General features: G+C 72.5%; 11 protein-coding genes. 6 read left to right on the top strand and 5 right to left on the bottom strand.

Features of this window, described 5'->3' with window-relative positions:
* Positions 1-18: 18 nt before the first annotated feature.
* The gene (locus tag F8R89_RS02415) at positions 19-792 is read right to left on the bottom strand and encodes an SDR family oxidoreductase (protein ID WP_225994305.1); all 774 of its coding nucleotides are present in this window, start codon (positions 790-792) and stop codon (positions 19-21) included.
* A 215-nt stretch (positions 793-1,007) separates the two neighbouring features.
* On the opposite strand from F8R89_RS02415, the gene F8R89_RS02410 reads away from it, so the two are divergent.
* The 3 genes from F8R89_RS02410 to F8R89_RS02400 all read left to right on the top strand — a co-directional run bounded on the left by F8R89_RS02410 (position 1,008) and on the right by F8R89_RS02400 (position 6,657).
* Entirely contained in the window at positions 1,008-3,884 is a 2,877-nt protein-coding gene (locus tag F8R89_RS02410; RefSeq protein WP_151782372.1) for an FAD-binding and (Fe-S)-binding domain-containing protein, read from the top strand.
* 221 nt (positions 3,885-4,105) lie between these two features.
* A complete protein-coding gene (gene murQ, locus F8R89_RS02405) occupies positions 4,106-5,047 on the top strand; it encodes an N-acetylmuramic acid 6-phosphate etherase (RefSeq protein ID WP_151782371.1) in 942 nt (313 codons plus the stop codon).
* 47 nt (positions 5,048-5,094) lie between these two features.
* Entirely contained in the window at positions 5,095-6,657 is a 1,563-nt protein-coding gene (locus F8R89_RS02400; RefSeq protein WP_151782370.1) for a PTS transporter subunit EIIC, read from the top strand.
* 75 nt (positions 6,658-6,732) lie between these two features.
* Here the strand turns inward: F8R89_RS02400 and F8R89_RS02395 are convergent, their stop codons facing one another.
* The gene (locus F8R89_RS02395; RefSeq protein WP_151782369.1) at positions 6,733-7,668 is read right to left on the bottom strand and encodes an alpha/beta hydrolase family esterase; all 936 of its coding nucleotides are present in this window, start codon (positions 7,666-7,668) and stop codon (positions 6,733-6,735) included.
* 111 nt (positions 7,669-7,779) lie between these two features.
* Between F8R89_RS02395 and F8R89_RS02390 the strand changes: the two genes are divergently transcribed.
* On the top strand, positions 7,780-8,637 hold the full coding sequence (locus tag F8R89_RS02390; RefSeq protein WP_151782368.1) for a helix-turn-helix transcriptional regulator: 858 nt from the start codon (positions 7,780-7,782) through the stop codon (positions 8,635-8,637).
* A 4-nt stretch (positions 8,638-8,641) separates the two neighbouring features.
* Here F8R89_RS02390 and F8R89_RS02385 read toward each other — a convergent pair whose 3' ends face one another.
* Positions 8,642-9,298: an SDR family NAD(P)-dependent oxidoreductase gene (locus F8R89_RS02385; RefSeq protein ID WP_151782367.1), complete on the bottom strand. Its 657-nt coding sequence runs from the start codon at positions 9,296-9,298 to the stop codon at positions 8,642-8,644.
* A complete protein-coding gene (locus F8R89_RS02380) occupies positions 9,295-10,173 on the bottom strand; it encodes an oxidoreductase (protein WP_151782366.1) in 879 nt (292 codons plus the stop codon). The genes F8R89_RS02385 and F8R89_RS02380 overlap by 4 nt, the downstream gene beginning before the upstream one ends.
* A 124-nt stretch (positions 10,174-10,297) precedes the next feature.
* On the opposite strand from F8R89_RS02380, the gene F8R89_RS02375 reads away from it, so the two are divergent.
* A complete protein-coding gene (locus F8R89_RS02375; protein WP_151782365.1) occupies positions 10,298-11,113 on the top strand; it encodes a helix-turn-helix domain-containing protein in 816 nt (271 codons plus the stop codon).
* Positions 11,114-11,137: 24 nt separating this feature from the next.
* On the opposite strand, the gene F8R89_RS02370 is transcribed toward F8R89_RS02375, so the two are convergent.
* Positions 11,138-11,866 carry a TetR/AcrR family transcriptional regulator gene (locus F8R89_RS02370; RefSeq protein WP_151782364.1) on the bottom strand — a complete coding sequence of 243 codons (729 nt, stop codon included), beginning with the start codon at positions 11,864-11,866 and terminating at the stop codon, positions 11,138-11,140.
* Between the two features lie 89 nt (positions 11,867-11,955).
* On the opposite strand from F8R89_RS02370, the gene F8R89_RS02365 reads away from it, so the two are divergent.
* Entirely contained in the window at positions 11,956-12,843 is an 888-nt protein-coding gene (locus F8R89_RS02365; protein ID WP_151782363.1) for an SDR family oxidoreductase, read from the top strand.
* Positions 12,844-12,897 lie beyond the last annotated feature (54 nt).

The following is a 12,897-nucleotide window of genomic DNA, read 5'->3' as shown; positions in this document are numbered from 1 at the left end:
CGGTGTTCATCTTCGCATTCAGGCGGTGGGGATTCCCGTGATCGGGTATCGCACGGTTCCTTTCCGGTGCGCGCCACGCGGGACCATGGCCCCGACGGGCCCCTCTCCGTCCACGGTGACCACCTCACGAGGGTCTCCGCGATGGGCCAGAGTGGCGCGGAAGAGATCGTCGTGGAAGAAGCGGTCGGGCCCGGCGATCTCGACCTCACTGCCCGGTTCCGGCATCGTGACGGCCTCGGCGAGCAGATCGACGACTTCGTCCAGTGCGACGGGCTGGATGTAGGACCGCGGAGCGAGAACCTTTCCGTCCACGGTGTGCTGGTCGATGAGGACAGGGATATAGCTCTGGAACTGCGTGGCCCGAACGATGGTGGCGGGGATCGGCGCGGATCGCAGGGCCCTCTCCTGTGCCACCTTGCCGAGGTAGTACCCGACCTCGGACGCGTCACCTTCCCCGACGCCGACGATGGAGAGCACGATGTGGTGACGCACACCTGCCCGCACGCCCTCCGCGGTGAGCGTGTCGATCGATCCCTCGAAGAACGAGACCGCCCCCTCCGCGTCGAATCGGGGGGTGTTGAGGACGTTCACGATGGTGTCGATTCCCACAAGGGCCTCCGCGAGCCCCTTGCCCGAGATCACGTCGATCCCGTCCTCCAGCCCTCCCGAGACGACCTCGATGCCCTCGGCCTCCAGGGTGTCGGCGAGGCGGGACCCCACGCGGCCGCGTCCACCAGCGATGAAAACCTTCATGTCCTCACTCCGTTCCGGGGCGCCGTTCGCTGCCCTCACCGACATGACGACGCAGGCCGGACGGATGTGAGGTGGCTCAGGTCACTCAGCAGGACCGGTCTCGATGTAACTAATTTTCATCGCACGCATCCGATTGAAAGTTATTGACACCGGGCGGGCCTGCTCCTGATACTCCCGTGACCCACCGTCGTCCCACGCGACCCGTCGAGCCGCCTTCCCCCGCGACCCGCCCCCCGTCGCGCCGCCGAGGAGCCATGAACCACCCCACCGCCTCCGTCCCGTCCGCCGCCGCGACACCGCCCCCCTCGGACGAGCGGCTGGCTCAGGTCCTCGCCTCCTGCGTGGCCGACCCGGCCCGGGTCACGACCGCGCTGCCCCGCCGGATCGCGGCGGCTCACGACGCCTCCCCGTACCTCTTCACCCCGCGCGCCGTGGTCCGCGCGGCCTCCGCAGACGAGGTCGGGGCGCTGATGGCCGGGGCCCGTGAGGCCGGCGTCCCCGTGACCCTGCGGTCGGGCGGCACCAGCCTCGCCGGTCAGGCCGGTGGCGACGGCGTCCAGATCGACGTCCGTACGCACTGGCGGGACGCGGAGATCCTGGACGACGGGCACCGCATCCAGCTTCAGCCCGGGCTGACCGTCCGCCAGGCCAACGCCCGTCTCGCCCGGTACGGCAGGCGGCTCGGGCCGGACCCGGCCAGTGAGAGCGCCTGCACGATCGGCGGTCTGGTGGCCAACAACTCCAGCGGCATGAACTGCGGCACCCGCGACAACGCGTACCGCACGATCGAGTCCCTGCGCTTCGTCCTGCCGTCCGGGACCGTCGTCGACACGGCGGACGCCGACGCGGACGCGGCCCTGCGGGCCCGCGAGCCCGAGCTGCACGCGGGACTGCTACGGCTGCGGGACCGCGTGCGCGGCTCGGCCGCGTCCCGGGCCACGGTGGAACGGCTCTTCGCCATGAAGAACACCATGGGCTACGGGCTGAACTCCTTCCTCGACCACGACACCCCGGCCGAGACGCTGGCCCGGCTCATGGTCGGCAGCGAGGGCACGCTCGGGTTCGTCGCCGAGGCCGTCTTCCGTACGGTCCCGCTCCTGCCGCACACCGCCACGGGCCTGCTCGTCCTGCCGGGCCTCGCCGAGGCGACCGACTGCCTGCCCGTGCTGCTCGCCGCCGGCGCCCGCACCGTGGAACTCCTCGACGCGGCCTCCCTCAAGGTGGCCCAGCGGTACGGCGACCCGGTGGAGGCCCTGCGCGGGCTCACCGTCGCCGGCCACGCGGCCCTGCTCGTCGAGTTCGCGGAGGACGAGGCCGAGGCGCTGGAGCACACCGTCGCCGCCGCGCGGCCCGCGCTGCGGCTGCTGCCCACGCTCACCCCCGCCACGCTCACCCGGGACGCCGCGGAGCGGAACCGGCTGTGGCGGCTGCGCAAGGGCCTTTACACGGCGGTCGCGGGGGCGCGCCGTCCGGGCACGACCGCCCTGCTGGAGGACGTGGCCGTGCCGATGGACCGGCTCACCGCCACCGGCGAGGGGCTGATCGACCTGTTCGCCCGGCACGGCTACGACGACGCCGTGATCTTCGGGCACGCCCGGGACGGCAACCTGCACTTCATGCTCACCCAGGAGTTCGACTCCGACGGGGAGCTGGAGCGGTACGCCCGCTTCACCGCCGACATGGTCGACCTCGTCCTCGGCGCCGGCGGCACGCTCAAGGCCGAGCACGGCACCGGGCGCGCCATGGCGCCGTTCGTGCGCCGCCAGTACGGCGACGAGCTGCACGAGGTGATGCGTGAGCTCAAGCGGCTGTGCGACCCGCACCAGATGCTGAGCCCCGGCGTCCTGCTCGACGACGATCCCCGGGCGCACCTCGGCAACCTCAAGAGCGTTCCCCAGGTCGACCCGGCCGTCGACGCGTGCGTGGAGTGCGGCTACTGCGAACCCGTCTGCCCCACCGCCGACGCCACCACGACCCCGCGCCAGCGCATCGCCCTGCTGCGCGAGATCGCCGTGGCCGAAGCATCGGGCGACGACGCCCGCAAGCGTGCCCTGGAGGACGACTACGGCTACGCCGCCGTGGCCAGCTGCGCCGTGGACAGCCTGTGTGTGACCGCCTGTCCCGTCCACATCGACACGGGCGAGGTGATGAAACGGCTCCGCGCCGACGGGCACGGCAGGACGGCCCAGGGTGTGGCCGACCGGGTCGCCCGGCACTGGCAGGGCACGATCACGGGCGTGCGTACGGCCCTGAAGGCGGCCCACGCCGTCCCGCTGCCCGTCACCCGGGCGGCGACCAAGGCGATGCGCGGACTCGGCGCCGGCGAGCTGGTGCCCGAGTGGACGGGTGACATGCCCCGCGGCGGACCCGAGCGGCCCGCCGCGCGGCACCCCGCGGGAGCGGAGGCCGTCTTCTTCGCCGCGTGCATCGGCAGCCTCTTCGCCCCCGAGGAAGGTGGCGGCGGGGCCGGGGGAGCGGCGCAGGCGTTCCTGCGGCTGTGCGAACGCGCGCGGGTGCCCGTCGCCGTGCCGGACGGACTCGGCGGTCTGTGCTGCGGTACGCCCTGGCAGTCCAAGGGCTACACGCGCGGGCACCGGACCATGGCCGCGCGCACGCTGGACGCCCTGTGGGCCGCTTCCGACGAGGGCAGGCTGCCGGTCGTCTGCGACGCCTCCTCCTGCACACACGGACTGGAACGGCTCGCCGGCGCGCTGCCCGAGCAGGACCGCGCCCGCTACGCGGCCCTGCGGTTCGTGGACAGCGTCACCTTCACCGCCGAACGGCTGCTCCCGGCCCTCCCCGCCGCCCGGCCCCTGGCGTCCATGGCCCTGCACCCGACCTGTTCGACCGCCCATCTGGGCGCCGACGACGCCCTGCGGACCGTCGCCGCCGCCCTGAGCGGGGACGTCACCGTGCCCGACTCCTGGGGCTGCTGCGCCTTCGCCGGCGACCGGGGGCTGCTGCATCCCGAGGTCACCGCCGTGGCCACGGCACGCCAGGCCGCCGAGATCAACAGCCGCTCCTACGACGCCTACGCGTCCTGCAACCGGACCTGCGAGATCGGCATGACCCGTGCCACCGGACAGCCCTACCGGCACATCCTCGAACTCCTCGACGAGGCCACCGCCTGAGCCGTACGCGGAGCGTGACCCGATGATCGCGCCAAAGGTCTTGACGCACACCCGGGCTGAAAATATGTTTCATGGCATCGAGGTGAAGTGAAAGAAAGTTTCGGACGCTGTCTCTCGTGTCACACAGGCCAGCCATACAGGCTTCCGTCACGTATGACGGAATCGCGCCCATATCGCCCAGCCCCCTCGCACCGCCCGAACCACAGGAGCCGTGAACGCCCATGTCCATCCACGACGCCGTCGGTGACGCCCTGCTGCGTGACCAGCTGGCCACCCTGGCCACGGAGGCGTACCGGCCCGAGCTGGCGGACATCGACCGCCGCACCACGCTGGACATCGCCCGCCACATGAACGCCGAGGACGCCACCGTCCACGCGGCGGTCGCCGCCCGGCTCCCCGAGATCGCCGCCGCGGTCGACGGCATGGCCGAGCGGATGTCCCGCGGCGGACGGCTCGTCTACGCCGGAGCGGGCACCGCCGGGCGGCTCGGTGTGCTGGACGCCTCCGAGTGCCCGCCCACCTTCAGCACCGACCCCTCCCAGGTCGTCGGCCTCATCGCGGGCGGCCCCGCCGCCATGGTCACCGCCGTCGAAGGCGCCGAGGACTCCGAGGAGGGAGCCCGGCAGGACCTCGACGCGCTGAACCTGACCGCCGACGACGTCGTGGTCGGCATCTCCGCCTCCGGCCGCACCCCGTACGCCGTCGAGGCCGTCCGTCACGCCCGCTCCCTCGGCGCACTCACCGTCGGCCTGTCCTGCAACGCCGGCAGCGCCCTCGCGGCGGCCGCCGACCACGGCATCGAGGTCGTCGTCGGCCCGGAGATCCTGACCGGCTCGACCCGGCTCAAGGCGGGCACCGCGCAGAAGCTGGTGCTCAACATGTTCTCGACCATCACCATGATCAGGCTCGGCAAGACCTACGGGAACCTGATGGTCGACCTGCGCGCCTCCAACGAGAAGCTGCGGGCGCGCGCCCACCGGATCGTCGGCCTCGCGACCGACGCCTCCGACGAGGCCGTCTCCGCCGCGCTCGCCGCCACCGGCGGCGAGGTCAAGAACGCGATCCTCCTCCTGCTCGGCGGCGTCGACGCGCCGACCGCCGAGCGCCTTCTCCGCACCGCCCACGGACATCTGCGCAGCGCCCTCGAAGCCGCAGCCGCCTGACGCGGCCGCCTGACGCACCAGCCCTTACTCACAGCAAGGCCGATCTCATGGCGAACGAGAACAAGTACCGCGACACCGCGGCCGCCATCCTGCCCCTCGTCGGAGGCGCGGGGAACGTGGCGTCGGTGGCCCACTGCATGACCCGGCTCCGGCTGGGCCTGCACGACCGGACCCTCGTGCAGGAGGAACAGCTCAAGGCACTCCCCTCGGTGATGGGCGTCGTCGAGGACGACACCTACCAGATCGTGCTCGGCCCGGGCACCGTCGCCCGCGTCACCCCCGAGTTCGAGACCCTCGTCGAGGAGGAGCGCGCCGCCGCTCCGCAGGCGGCTGCCCCGGCCGGCGCCCCGGCACCCGAGGCCGTCACCGCCGAGGAGCTCGCCGCCCAGGGCGCCGCCCTGCGCGCGGAGCGCAAGGCCCGCAACGCCACCCCGTTCAAGCTGCTGCTGCGGCGCATCGCGAACATCTTCGTGCCGCTGATCCCCGCCCTCATCGGCTGCGGCATCATCGCCGGCCTGAACGGCCTGCTGGTCAACCTGGGCTGGCTGCCCGGCATCACCCCCGCGCTCGCCGCGATGGCCTCCGGGTTCATGGCGCTGATCGCCGTGTTCGTCGGCCACAACACGGCGCAGGAGTTCGGCGGTACCCCGATCCTCGGCGGCGCCGTCGCCGCGATCATCGTCTACGCGGGCGTCGCCAACGTGGAGGCGTTCGGCCAGCACCTCTCCCCGGGCCAGGGCGGTGTGCTCGGTGCCCTCGGCGCGGCCTGGCTCGCCGTGCAGGTCGAGAAGTGGTGCCGGCGCTGGGTGCCGGTCTCCATCGACGTCCTCGTCACGCCCACCATCACCGTGCTCGTGTCCGGACTCGTCACCCTGTTCGGGCTGATGTTCCTCGCCGGTGAGGTCTCCACGAAGATCGGTGAGGCCGCCAACTGGCTGCTCTCCCACGGCGGCGCCGGCGCCGGCCTGATCCTCGGCGGGCTGTTCCTGCCGCTGGTCATGCTCGGCCTGCACCAGGCGCTCATCCCGATCCACACGACCCTCATCGAGCAGCAGGGCTACACCGTGCTGCTCCCCATCCTCGCCATGGCCGGCGCGGGCCAGGTCGGTGCCGCGATCGCCGTCTACTTCCGCCTGCACCGCAACACCTCCATCCGCCGGACCATCAAGTCGGCGCTCTGGCCGGGCTTCCTCGGCGTCGGCGAGCCGCTGATCTACGGCGTCTCCCTGCCGCTGGGCCGCCCCTTCATCACCGCCTGCACCGGCGGCGCCCTCGGCGGCGCGTTCATCGGGTTCTTCAACCAGCTGGGCACCGACGTCGGCTCCACCGCGATCGGCCCGTCCGGCTGGGCGCTCTTCCCGCTGCTCGACGGCGACCACGGCCTCGGCCAGACCGTCGCCGTGTACGCGGGTGGCCTGATCGTCGGCTACATCGGCGGCTTCCTCGCCACGTACTACTTCGGCTTCACCAAGACGATGCTCGCCGAACTCAACGTGGCTCCCGCGCAGCCCGAACCGTCCGCACCCTCCGCACCGGACACCGCGACCGCCACGAACCCGGCCACGGCCGACGCGGAGACACCGGCACCGGCCGGCGTCCCGGCCCGCTGACAGCCGGAGCCACGGGAATCGACCGTGGGGCGGTCACCGTTCAGCCGACGGTGACCGCCCCACGGCGCGTTCCCGTCAGTCCCTCGCCTCACCAGCAGCCTCCGACGTGAGGAAGTCCCACATCGCGCGGCCCGTGTCGAACTCCAGATTGGTCCGCCCCAGCAGTCGGGGCGCGGCAGCCGTCAGGTTCGGGACGACGTGCCCACCGTTGTGGACGGTGACGGCCCGCACCGACGGCTTGCCGGGCTCCCGGTGGTCGACGGTCTCGACCGACGTCCCGCGCGCCCTCGGCCCCGGTTCGCGCCTGCCGCTCACCGGTGCCGTGCCGATCCCGTTGCGCCGCGCGTAGTACGCGGCGGTCCGTGCGAAGGACAGCCCGAGACCGCGCGGTCGGAACCCCCACATGCTCGCCATGCCGCCGTCGTACGGGACGAGCGGGTCCCGCGTGCCGTGCACCAGCAGCACGGGCAGCGGACGCACCTCGCCGACGGCCATGAAGTTCTCCGGGGCCGGCTGGGTCGCGGCGATGACGGCCGCGCCGGCGAACAGCTCCGGCACCTCGTGCAGCAGCCGGATGACCATCTGGCCGCCGTTGGAGTAGCCGGCGCAATGGACACGCGCCGGGTCCGCGCGGCCGTCCCCGGTGAAACGGGAGACCACGGCCCGGGTGAACGCCACGTCGTCGTAGTTCTCGCGACGCGCCGCGAAGCCGGCGGACACCCGGGCGTCGTTCCAGTGCCCCTTGTACCCGTCGAGGTAGACGACCCGGACTCCGGAGCGGGCGGCGAGAGCGTCGAAGGTGTGACCGCTGAACGCGCGCAGCTTCCGCCCGTTCTGGTTGGAGCCGTGGAAGACGAGGAGCAGCGGCGCGCCCTGTGGGAGACCGGCGGGCCTCACCTCGCTGTACGTGCGACGCCGGCCGGCGACCTCGATCGCGCCGGGCTCGACGACCAGGCTGCCGGATTCACGGAGTGCCGCTTCCGCGGCGGACGGACGAGCCAAGGTGATCATGTCTCCTTCGTCGGGCGTGCGCTTCCCCTTCAGCGTGGTGCCGGGGGGAGGCGGCAACCAGGGACCGACGGTCCGTGGCTACGGGGTCCCGGCCCTGGCTACTGTTCCCGTATGGACAGACGCGCACTGGGCGAGTTCCTGCGCCACAAGCGGGAGCGGATCAGCCCGGCGGCCGTCGGCCTGCCCCGGGGACCGCGCCGGCGGACGCCGGGTCTGCGCCGCGAAGAGGTCGCCCAGCTCGCCCACGTCTCCGTGGACCACTACACCCGGCTGGAACAGGCACGCGGCCGCAACCCCTCCCAGCGTGTCCTCGTCGCCGTCGCCCGCGCGCTGCGGCTGACCGATCTGGAACGCGCCCACCTCTTCCGGCTCGCCGGGATGACCGAGGACGAGCCGGCCGGAGAGCCGCCGCGCGAGGTGCCGGCGAGCACGCTCAACCTGCTGGACCGCCTCCCCACGACACCGGCCGTGATCGTGGACAGCACCTGCCGCGTGCTGGCCTGGAATCCGCTGGCCGCCGCGTTGTTCGAGGACTTCTCGGCGCTTCCCGACGCCGACCGGAACGTGGTTCGCCGCTATTTCCTCGACGCGGACTCAGAAAACGGCAAGCGCCTGTACGGCATGGAGAATCCCGGGCCTTTCGCCCTTTCGGCACTGAGCTATCTGCGTATCGCCGCCACGCGCTACCCGCAGAGCCGGGAGATCCGGGAACTGATCGAGGATCTGCTGGCGGGCAGCGAGGAATTCCGGCGGCTGTGGCGATCCCCGGACCTGCGGATCGAACACCACGCGAGCCAGCGTTTCGACCACCCCGAGATCGGCCCCATCGAGCTCGACTTCGACATCCTCTCCCTGCCGGAACAGCGGCATCAGCTGATCCTGCTCTCCGCCGAACCCGGATCGCCCGCCGAGCAGGCGCTCCAGGTTCTGGGTGTCATCGGTGTCCAGCGGGTCGCCGCGGAGAGCTGACCGCTCACCGCAGGATCAGCAGCGGCTCGTCGCGCTCGCTGTGCAGGCGCCACAACTGCCGTGCCACGTCGTCCGGGTCGTGCCGGGCGCCGGCACCGATCGCGCCGACGATCGTGAGCTGCGCGGCGTGCACACCGTCCCCGGCGAGCGCGTCGTGGAGCATGCGGGTGTACGCCGACTCGGCGGCGTACGCCACCCCCGACACCGCGCGGTCGCGGTGCGGGTCGACGGCGGCGCCGCCGGTGGTGAACAGCAGGGTCCCGGACCGGCGTTCCCGCATCTCCGGCACGACCGCGCGCACGACGGCCGCGGCCGCCACCACGTTCAGAGCCAGGGCGCTGTCCAGATCGGCGGGTGTCGTGTCGAGCACCGGCTTGATCCACGCCAGACTCGGCCGCGGGCTGAACAGGACGACCTCGATCGGCCCGAGCCGCTCCCTGAGCGAGCCGATCGCCCGTGTGACGGCGTCCTGGTCGGTGACGTCCGCGGCGGCCGTCGCCGTCGTGACCCCGGCGGCCGTCAGCTCACCGGCGATCGACTCCAGGCGCCCCGTATCCCGCGCGACGAGCCCGACGGAGTACCCCTCGCGGCCGAACAGGCGGGCCGCAGCGGCCCCGAGACCGGGACCGGCGCCGACCACCACGCATGCGCCCACGGTCATCCCCGCTCCTCGAAGTCCACGCCGGTGGTCAGCGCCTCGTTGGCGTCGATCTCGGCCCGCACCCGCTGCAGCCGGGCCCGCGCACCCGCGAGCGCGTCGGACCCGAGGAGCAGCCGCAGCGGTGGCACGTCGGTGTCCACGACGGCGGCGATGGCCGCGGCCGCCCGGGCCGGATCGCCGGGCTGGTGCCCGGAGACGGCCAGCGTCGACGCGCGGCGCTTGCCCGCGGTCTGCTCGTAGTCGTCGAGCCGGACGGGGGACTGCCGCATCGAGGTGCCGGCCCACCGCGTCCGCAGACCGCCGGGCTCGGCGATGGTCACGGAGATGCCGAGCGGGGCGACCTCCGCCGCCAGCGACTCCGACAGACCCTCCAGGGCGAACTTCGTGGCGTGGTAGTACCCGGTCGCGGGGAAGGCGGCCAGTCCGCCGAAGGAGGAGACGTTGACGACGCGGCCCGCGCGGCGCGCCCGCATCCCGGGCAGTACGGCCTTCAGCACGGTGACCACGCCGTGCACGTTCGTGTCGAACAGGGCGCGGACGGCGGTGTCCTCGCCTTCCTCGACGGCGGCCAGATAGCCGTACCCGGCGTTGTTGACGAGGACGTCGATCCGTCCGAAGAAGCGCTCGCACTCGGCGACCGCCGCGCCGACCGAGTCGGCGTCGGTGACGTCCAGTTCCAGAGGGAGGGCCCGGTCGCCGTATCCGGCGGCGAGGCCGGTGACGTCCGCGCGGTCGCGTGCCGTGACGGCCACGCGGTCTCCTCGTTCGAGAGCGTGCCGGGCCAGGGCCTCACCCAGACCGCTGGAACAGCCGGTGATCAGCCATACAGGGGGTGCGGTGTTGTTTCCGAAGTTCTTGCTCTTGTCCTTTTGCATGTCTCCAGGACAACAAGGCGATTCGAGCCGTGCCACACCCTCTTGAGGGTGGCTCTCACAGGGTCAGGCTGGGGGGACGCGGGGCACGGATCCGGCACAAGGGCCGGTGCTATCGTCGGGTCCGATGACCGGTGAGAATCAGCTCGGGGAATTCCTCCGCAGTCGGCGCGACAAGTTCGACATCTCCCAAGGAGGCGTCGTGGACAACACGCGACGCCGGGTCAAAGGGCTGCGGCGTGAGGAACTGGCGCTGATGGCGGGGCTCAGCCCCTCCTATTACACCCGTATCGAACAGGGCCGTGACAGAAATCCCTCCCGTGAGGTCCTGGAGGCGCTGGCCCGAGCGCTGCGCCTGGACGACACCGAGCGCACCTACCTGTGGTCCGTGGCGATGCCCGCGCCGAGCCGCACCGACCCCGGCGCCGCCCACTCCGTACGGCCCGGAGTGCTGCACCTGCTGAACCGGTGGGCCGATCTGCCGGCCTTCGTCGTGGACCCGAGGCGTGACGTCCTCGCCGGGACGGACCTCGCGGCCCGAGTGAACCCGGCGTGGAGCCCGGGGCACAACCTGATCGAGTTCACCTTCCTGGACCCGAGGGCCCGCACGGTCTACCCCGACTGGGATGAGATCGCCCGGCAGGCGGTGGCCGGACTGCGTGCGACGGCGGCGACCCGCAAGGCGGAGCTGGACGGCTTTGTGGCCGACCTACGAGAGCGCAGCGAGAGCTTCCGCACGCTGTGGGACGCGCACGACGTCTATGAGCGGGTGATGGGGCAGAAGGCCCTGCGGGTGGACGAGGGCGTCGTGCTCCGGCTCGGCTACGAGACGTTCGCGCTCACCGGGCCGGAAGGGCACGTCCTGTACGTGTACTTCGCCGAGCCCGGCACCCCGGACGAGGACGCCTTGCGGGCTCTGGCCGCCGGGAGCCGACCGACGTGAGGTCCGCCCGCCGCTGAAGGCCGATCACGCCTGTGGAGCGCCACCGTCCGCGGCCAGCCGGGTCAGCCACTCGCGCAGCAGCCGCTGCTCGGCGTCGCTCAGGACGTCCGCCTCGTCGGGGAGCGCGGCACGCAGGGCGCGGGCCGCCGCGGCGGGGCCGCTCTCCGTGGCGGGGACCGTCGGCTCGGCGTGGGTGATCGCGGCGATCGTGGCCTCGCGCAGCGCGGTCAGCAGTGCGGGGGTGCGGCGTTCCGGCGGGGTGGAGTGCCAGGTGGTGACCGCGCCCCGGCCGGTCGCCTGGATGATCTGCGCGGCCAGTTCCTCGTCGACCCGCAGCCATCCGGTGGCCGCCAGCCGGCGCACCCGGCCGTAGAGCATCTCCAGGCCCGCGCGGTGTGCCTGGTCGGCGCCGCGCCCGGTCGCCCGCGTCATGACGGCGAACAGTTCCGGACGGGAGACCCCGAACTCCACGACCATGTCCCACGCGCGGCGCAGATCCTCCACCGCGTCCTTGGGCTCGGGGTCGAGCAGCGCGCGCTTGCTCTCCAGGAACTGCGCGTACCCGTGCTCCGCGACGGCCTCGAGGAGCCCCTCCTTGTCCCCGAACAGGCGGTAGATCGCCGGGGGCTGCATCCCCGCGGCGGAGGCGACCGCGCGGGTGCTCACCGCGTCCGGGCCGCCGGTCTCCAGGAGCTCGACGGCGGCCTCGACGATGCGGCGGCGAGGGCTGTCGGTCGTGTCGCGCGTAGTCATGGAATCGATGATATCGGCTGGTTGCTTCCACTGATATTACAGTGTTAGCGTCAAAATGATTCCACTGGAAACAAGCCGGGGAGAACCCCATGATCATCGTGACCGGAGCCACCGGAAAGCTCGGCCGCCGCGTCGTCGAACGCCTCCTGGAGCGCGTCCCCGCCGACCGCGTGGGCGTCAGCGTCCGCGACCCCCGCAAGGCCAAGGACCTCGCCGACCGGGGAGTCCGCGTCCGGCAGGGCAGCTTCGACGACCCCGCCTCCCTCGTGCACTCCTTCGACGGCGCGGGGCAGCTGCTCCTCGTCTCCCTCGACCGCGCGGGCGAGGAGTGCGTCGCCGGACACCGCACCGCCATCGACGCGGCGGTGAAGGCCGGCGTCGGCCGCATCCTCTACACCAGCCAGATGGGCGCCGCCCACGACTCCCACTTCCAGCCCTGCCGCGACCACGCGCGGACCGAGGACCTGCTGCGCGCCACCGGCCTGCCCTGGACGGCCCTGCGCAACGGCTTCTACACGTCCAGCGCCCTGCAGTTCCTGGAGGCCGCCCGCCACACCGGCGACATCGCCCTCCCCGCCGACGGCCCGGTCACCTGGACCGGACACGACGACCTCGCCGAGGCCACCGCCGCGATCCTCACCGACGAGGGCCGCTTCGAGGGCCCCACCCCGCCCCTCACCGGCACGGCGGCCCTCGACTTCGCCACGGTCGCCGAGATCGCGACCCGGGTCACCGGACGGCCGTTCACCCGGACCGTCGTCCCCGACGACGCCTTCCGCGAGCAGATGCTGACGCACGGGGCCCCGGAATCCCTCACCGACCTGCTGCTGAGCATCTTCGCGGCGGCCCGCGGCGGCGAGTTCACCGCCGTCGATCCGACCCTCGCCGAGCTGATCGGACGCGAGCCGACGTCCTTCGGTGACCTGCTGGAGCGGGCCTGGGCCGAGGAGAGCCCGGCGCGAGGGACCGCCTCGTAACCGAATCGCGTCCTGTGTCCTCGGGAGTCGCGAGCGTGCATCGCGCCTTCCGGG

Source organism: Streptomyces sp. SS1-1, from assembly GCF_008973465.1.
Taxonomy (GTDB): Bacteria; Actinomycetota; Actinomycetes; order Streptomycetales; family Streptomycetaceae; genus Streptomyces.
The sequence above is the reverse complement of the archived record's forward strand: the minus strand, read 5'-3'. Positions and strand labels throughout refer to the sequence as shown.

What these genes read in the sequence shown, in the direction of transcription:
- F8R89_RS02410 (WP_151782372.1), top strand. Translation starts at nt 1,008, where the DNA reads ATGAACCACCCCACCGCCTCCGTCCCGTCCGCCGCCGCGACACCGCCC.
- murQ (WP_151782371.1), top strand. Translation starts at nt 4,106, where the DNA reads ATGTCCATCCACGACGCCGTCGGTGACGCCCTGCTGCGTGACCAGCTG.
- F8R89_RS02400 (WP_151782370.1), top strand. Translation starts at nt 5,095, where the DNA reads ATGGCGAACGAGAACAAGTACCGCGACACCGCGGCCGCCATCCTGCCC.
- F8R89_RS02395 (WP_151782369.1), bottom strand. Translation starts at nt 7,668, where the DNA reads ATGATCACCTTGGCTCGTCCGTCCGCCGCGGAAGCGGCACTCCGTGAA.
- F8R89_RS02390 (WP_151782368.1), top strand. Translation starts at nt 7,780, where the DNA reads ATGGACAGACGCGCACTGGGCGAGTTCCTGCGCCACAAGCGGGAGCGG.
- F8R89_RS02385 (WP_151782367.1), bottom strand. Translation starts at nt 9,298, where the DNA reads ATGACCGTGGGCGCATGCGTGGTGGTCGGCGCCGGTCCCGGTCTCGGG.
- F8R89_RS02380 (WP_151782366.1), bottom strand. Translation starts at nt 10,173, where the DNA reads ATGCAAAAGGACAAGAGCAAGAACTTCGGAAACAACACCGCACCCCCT.
- F8R89_RS02375 (WP_151782365.1), top strand. Translation starts at nt 10,298, where the DNA reads ATGACCGGTGAGAATCAGCTCGGGGAATTCCTCCGCAGTCGGCGCGAC.
- F8R89_RS02370 (WP_151782364.1), bottom strand. Translation starts at nt 11,866, where the DNA reads ATGACTACGCGCGACACGACCGACAGCCCTCGCCGCCGCATCGTCGAG.
- F8R89_RS02365 (WP_151782363.1), top strand. Translation starts at nt 11,956, where the DNA reads ATGATCATCGTGACCGGAGCCACCGGAAAGCTCGGCCGCCGCGTCGTC.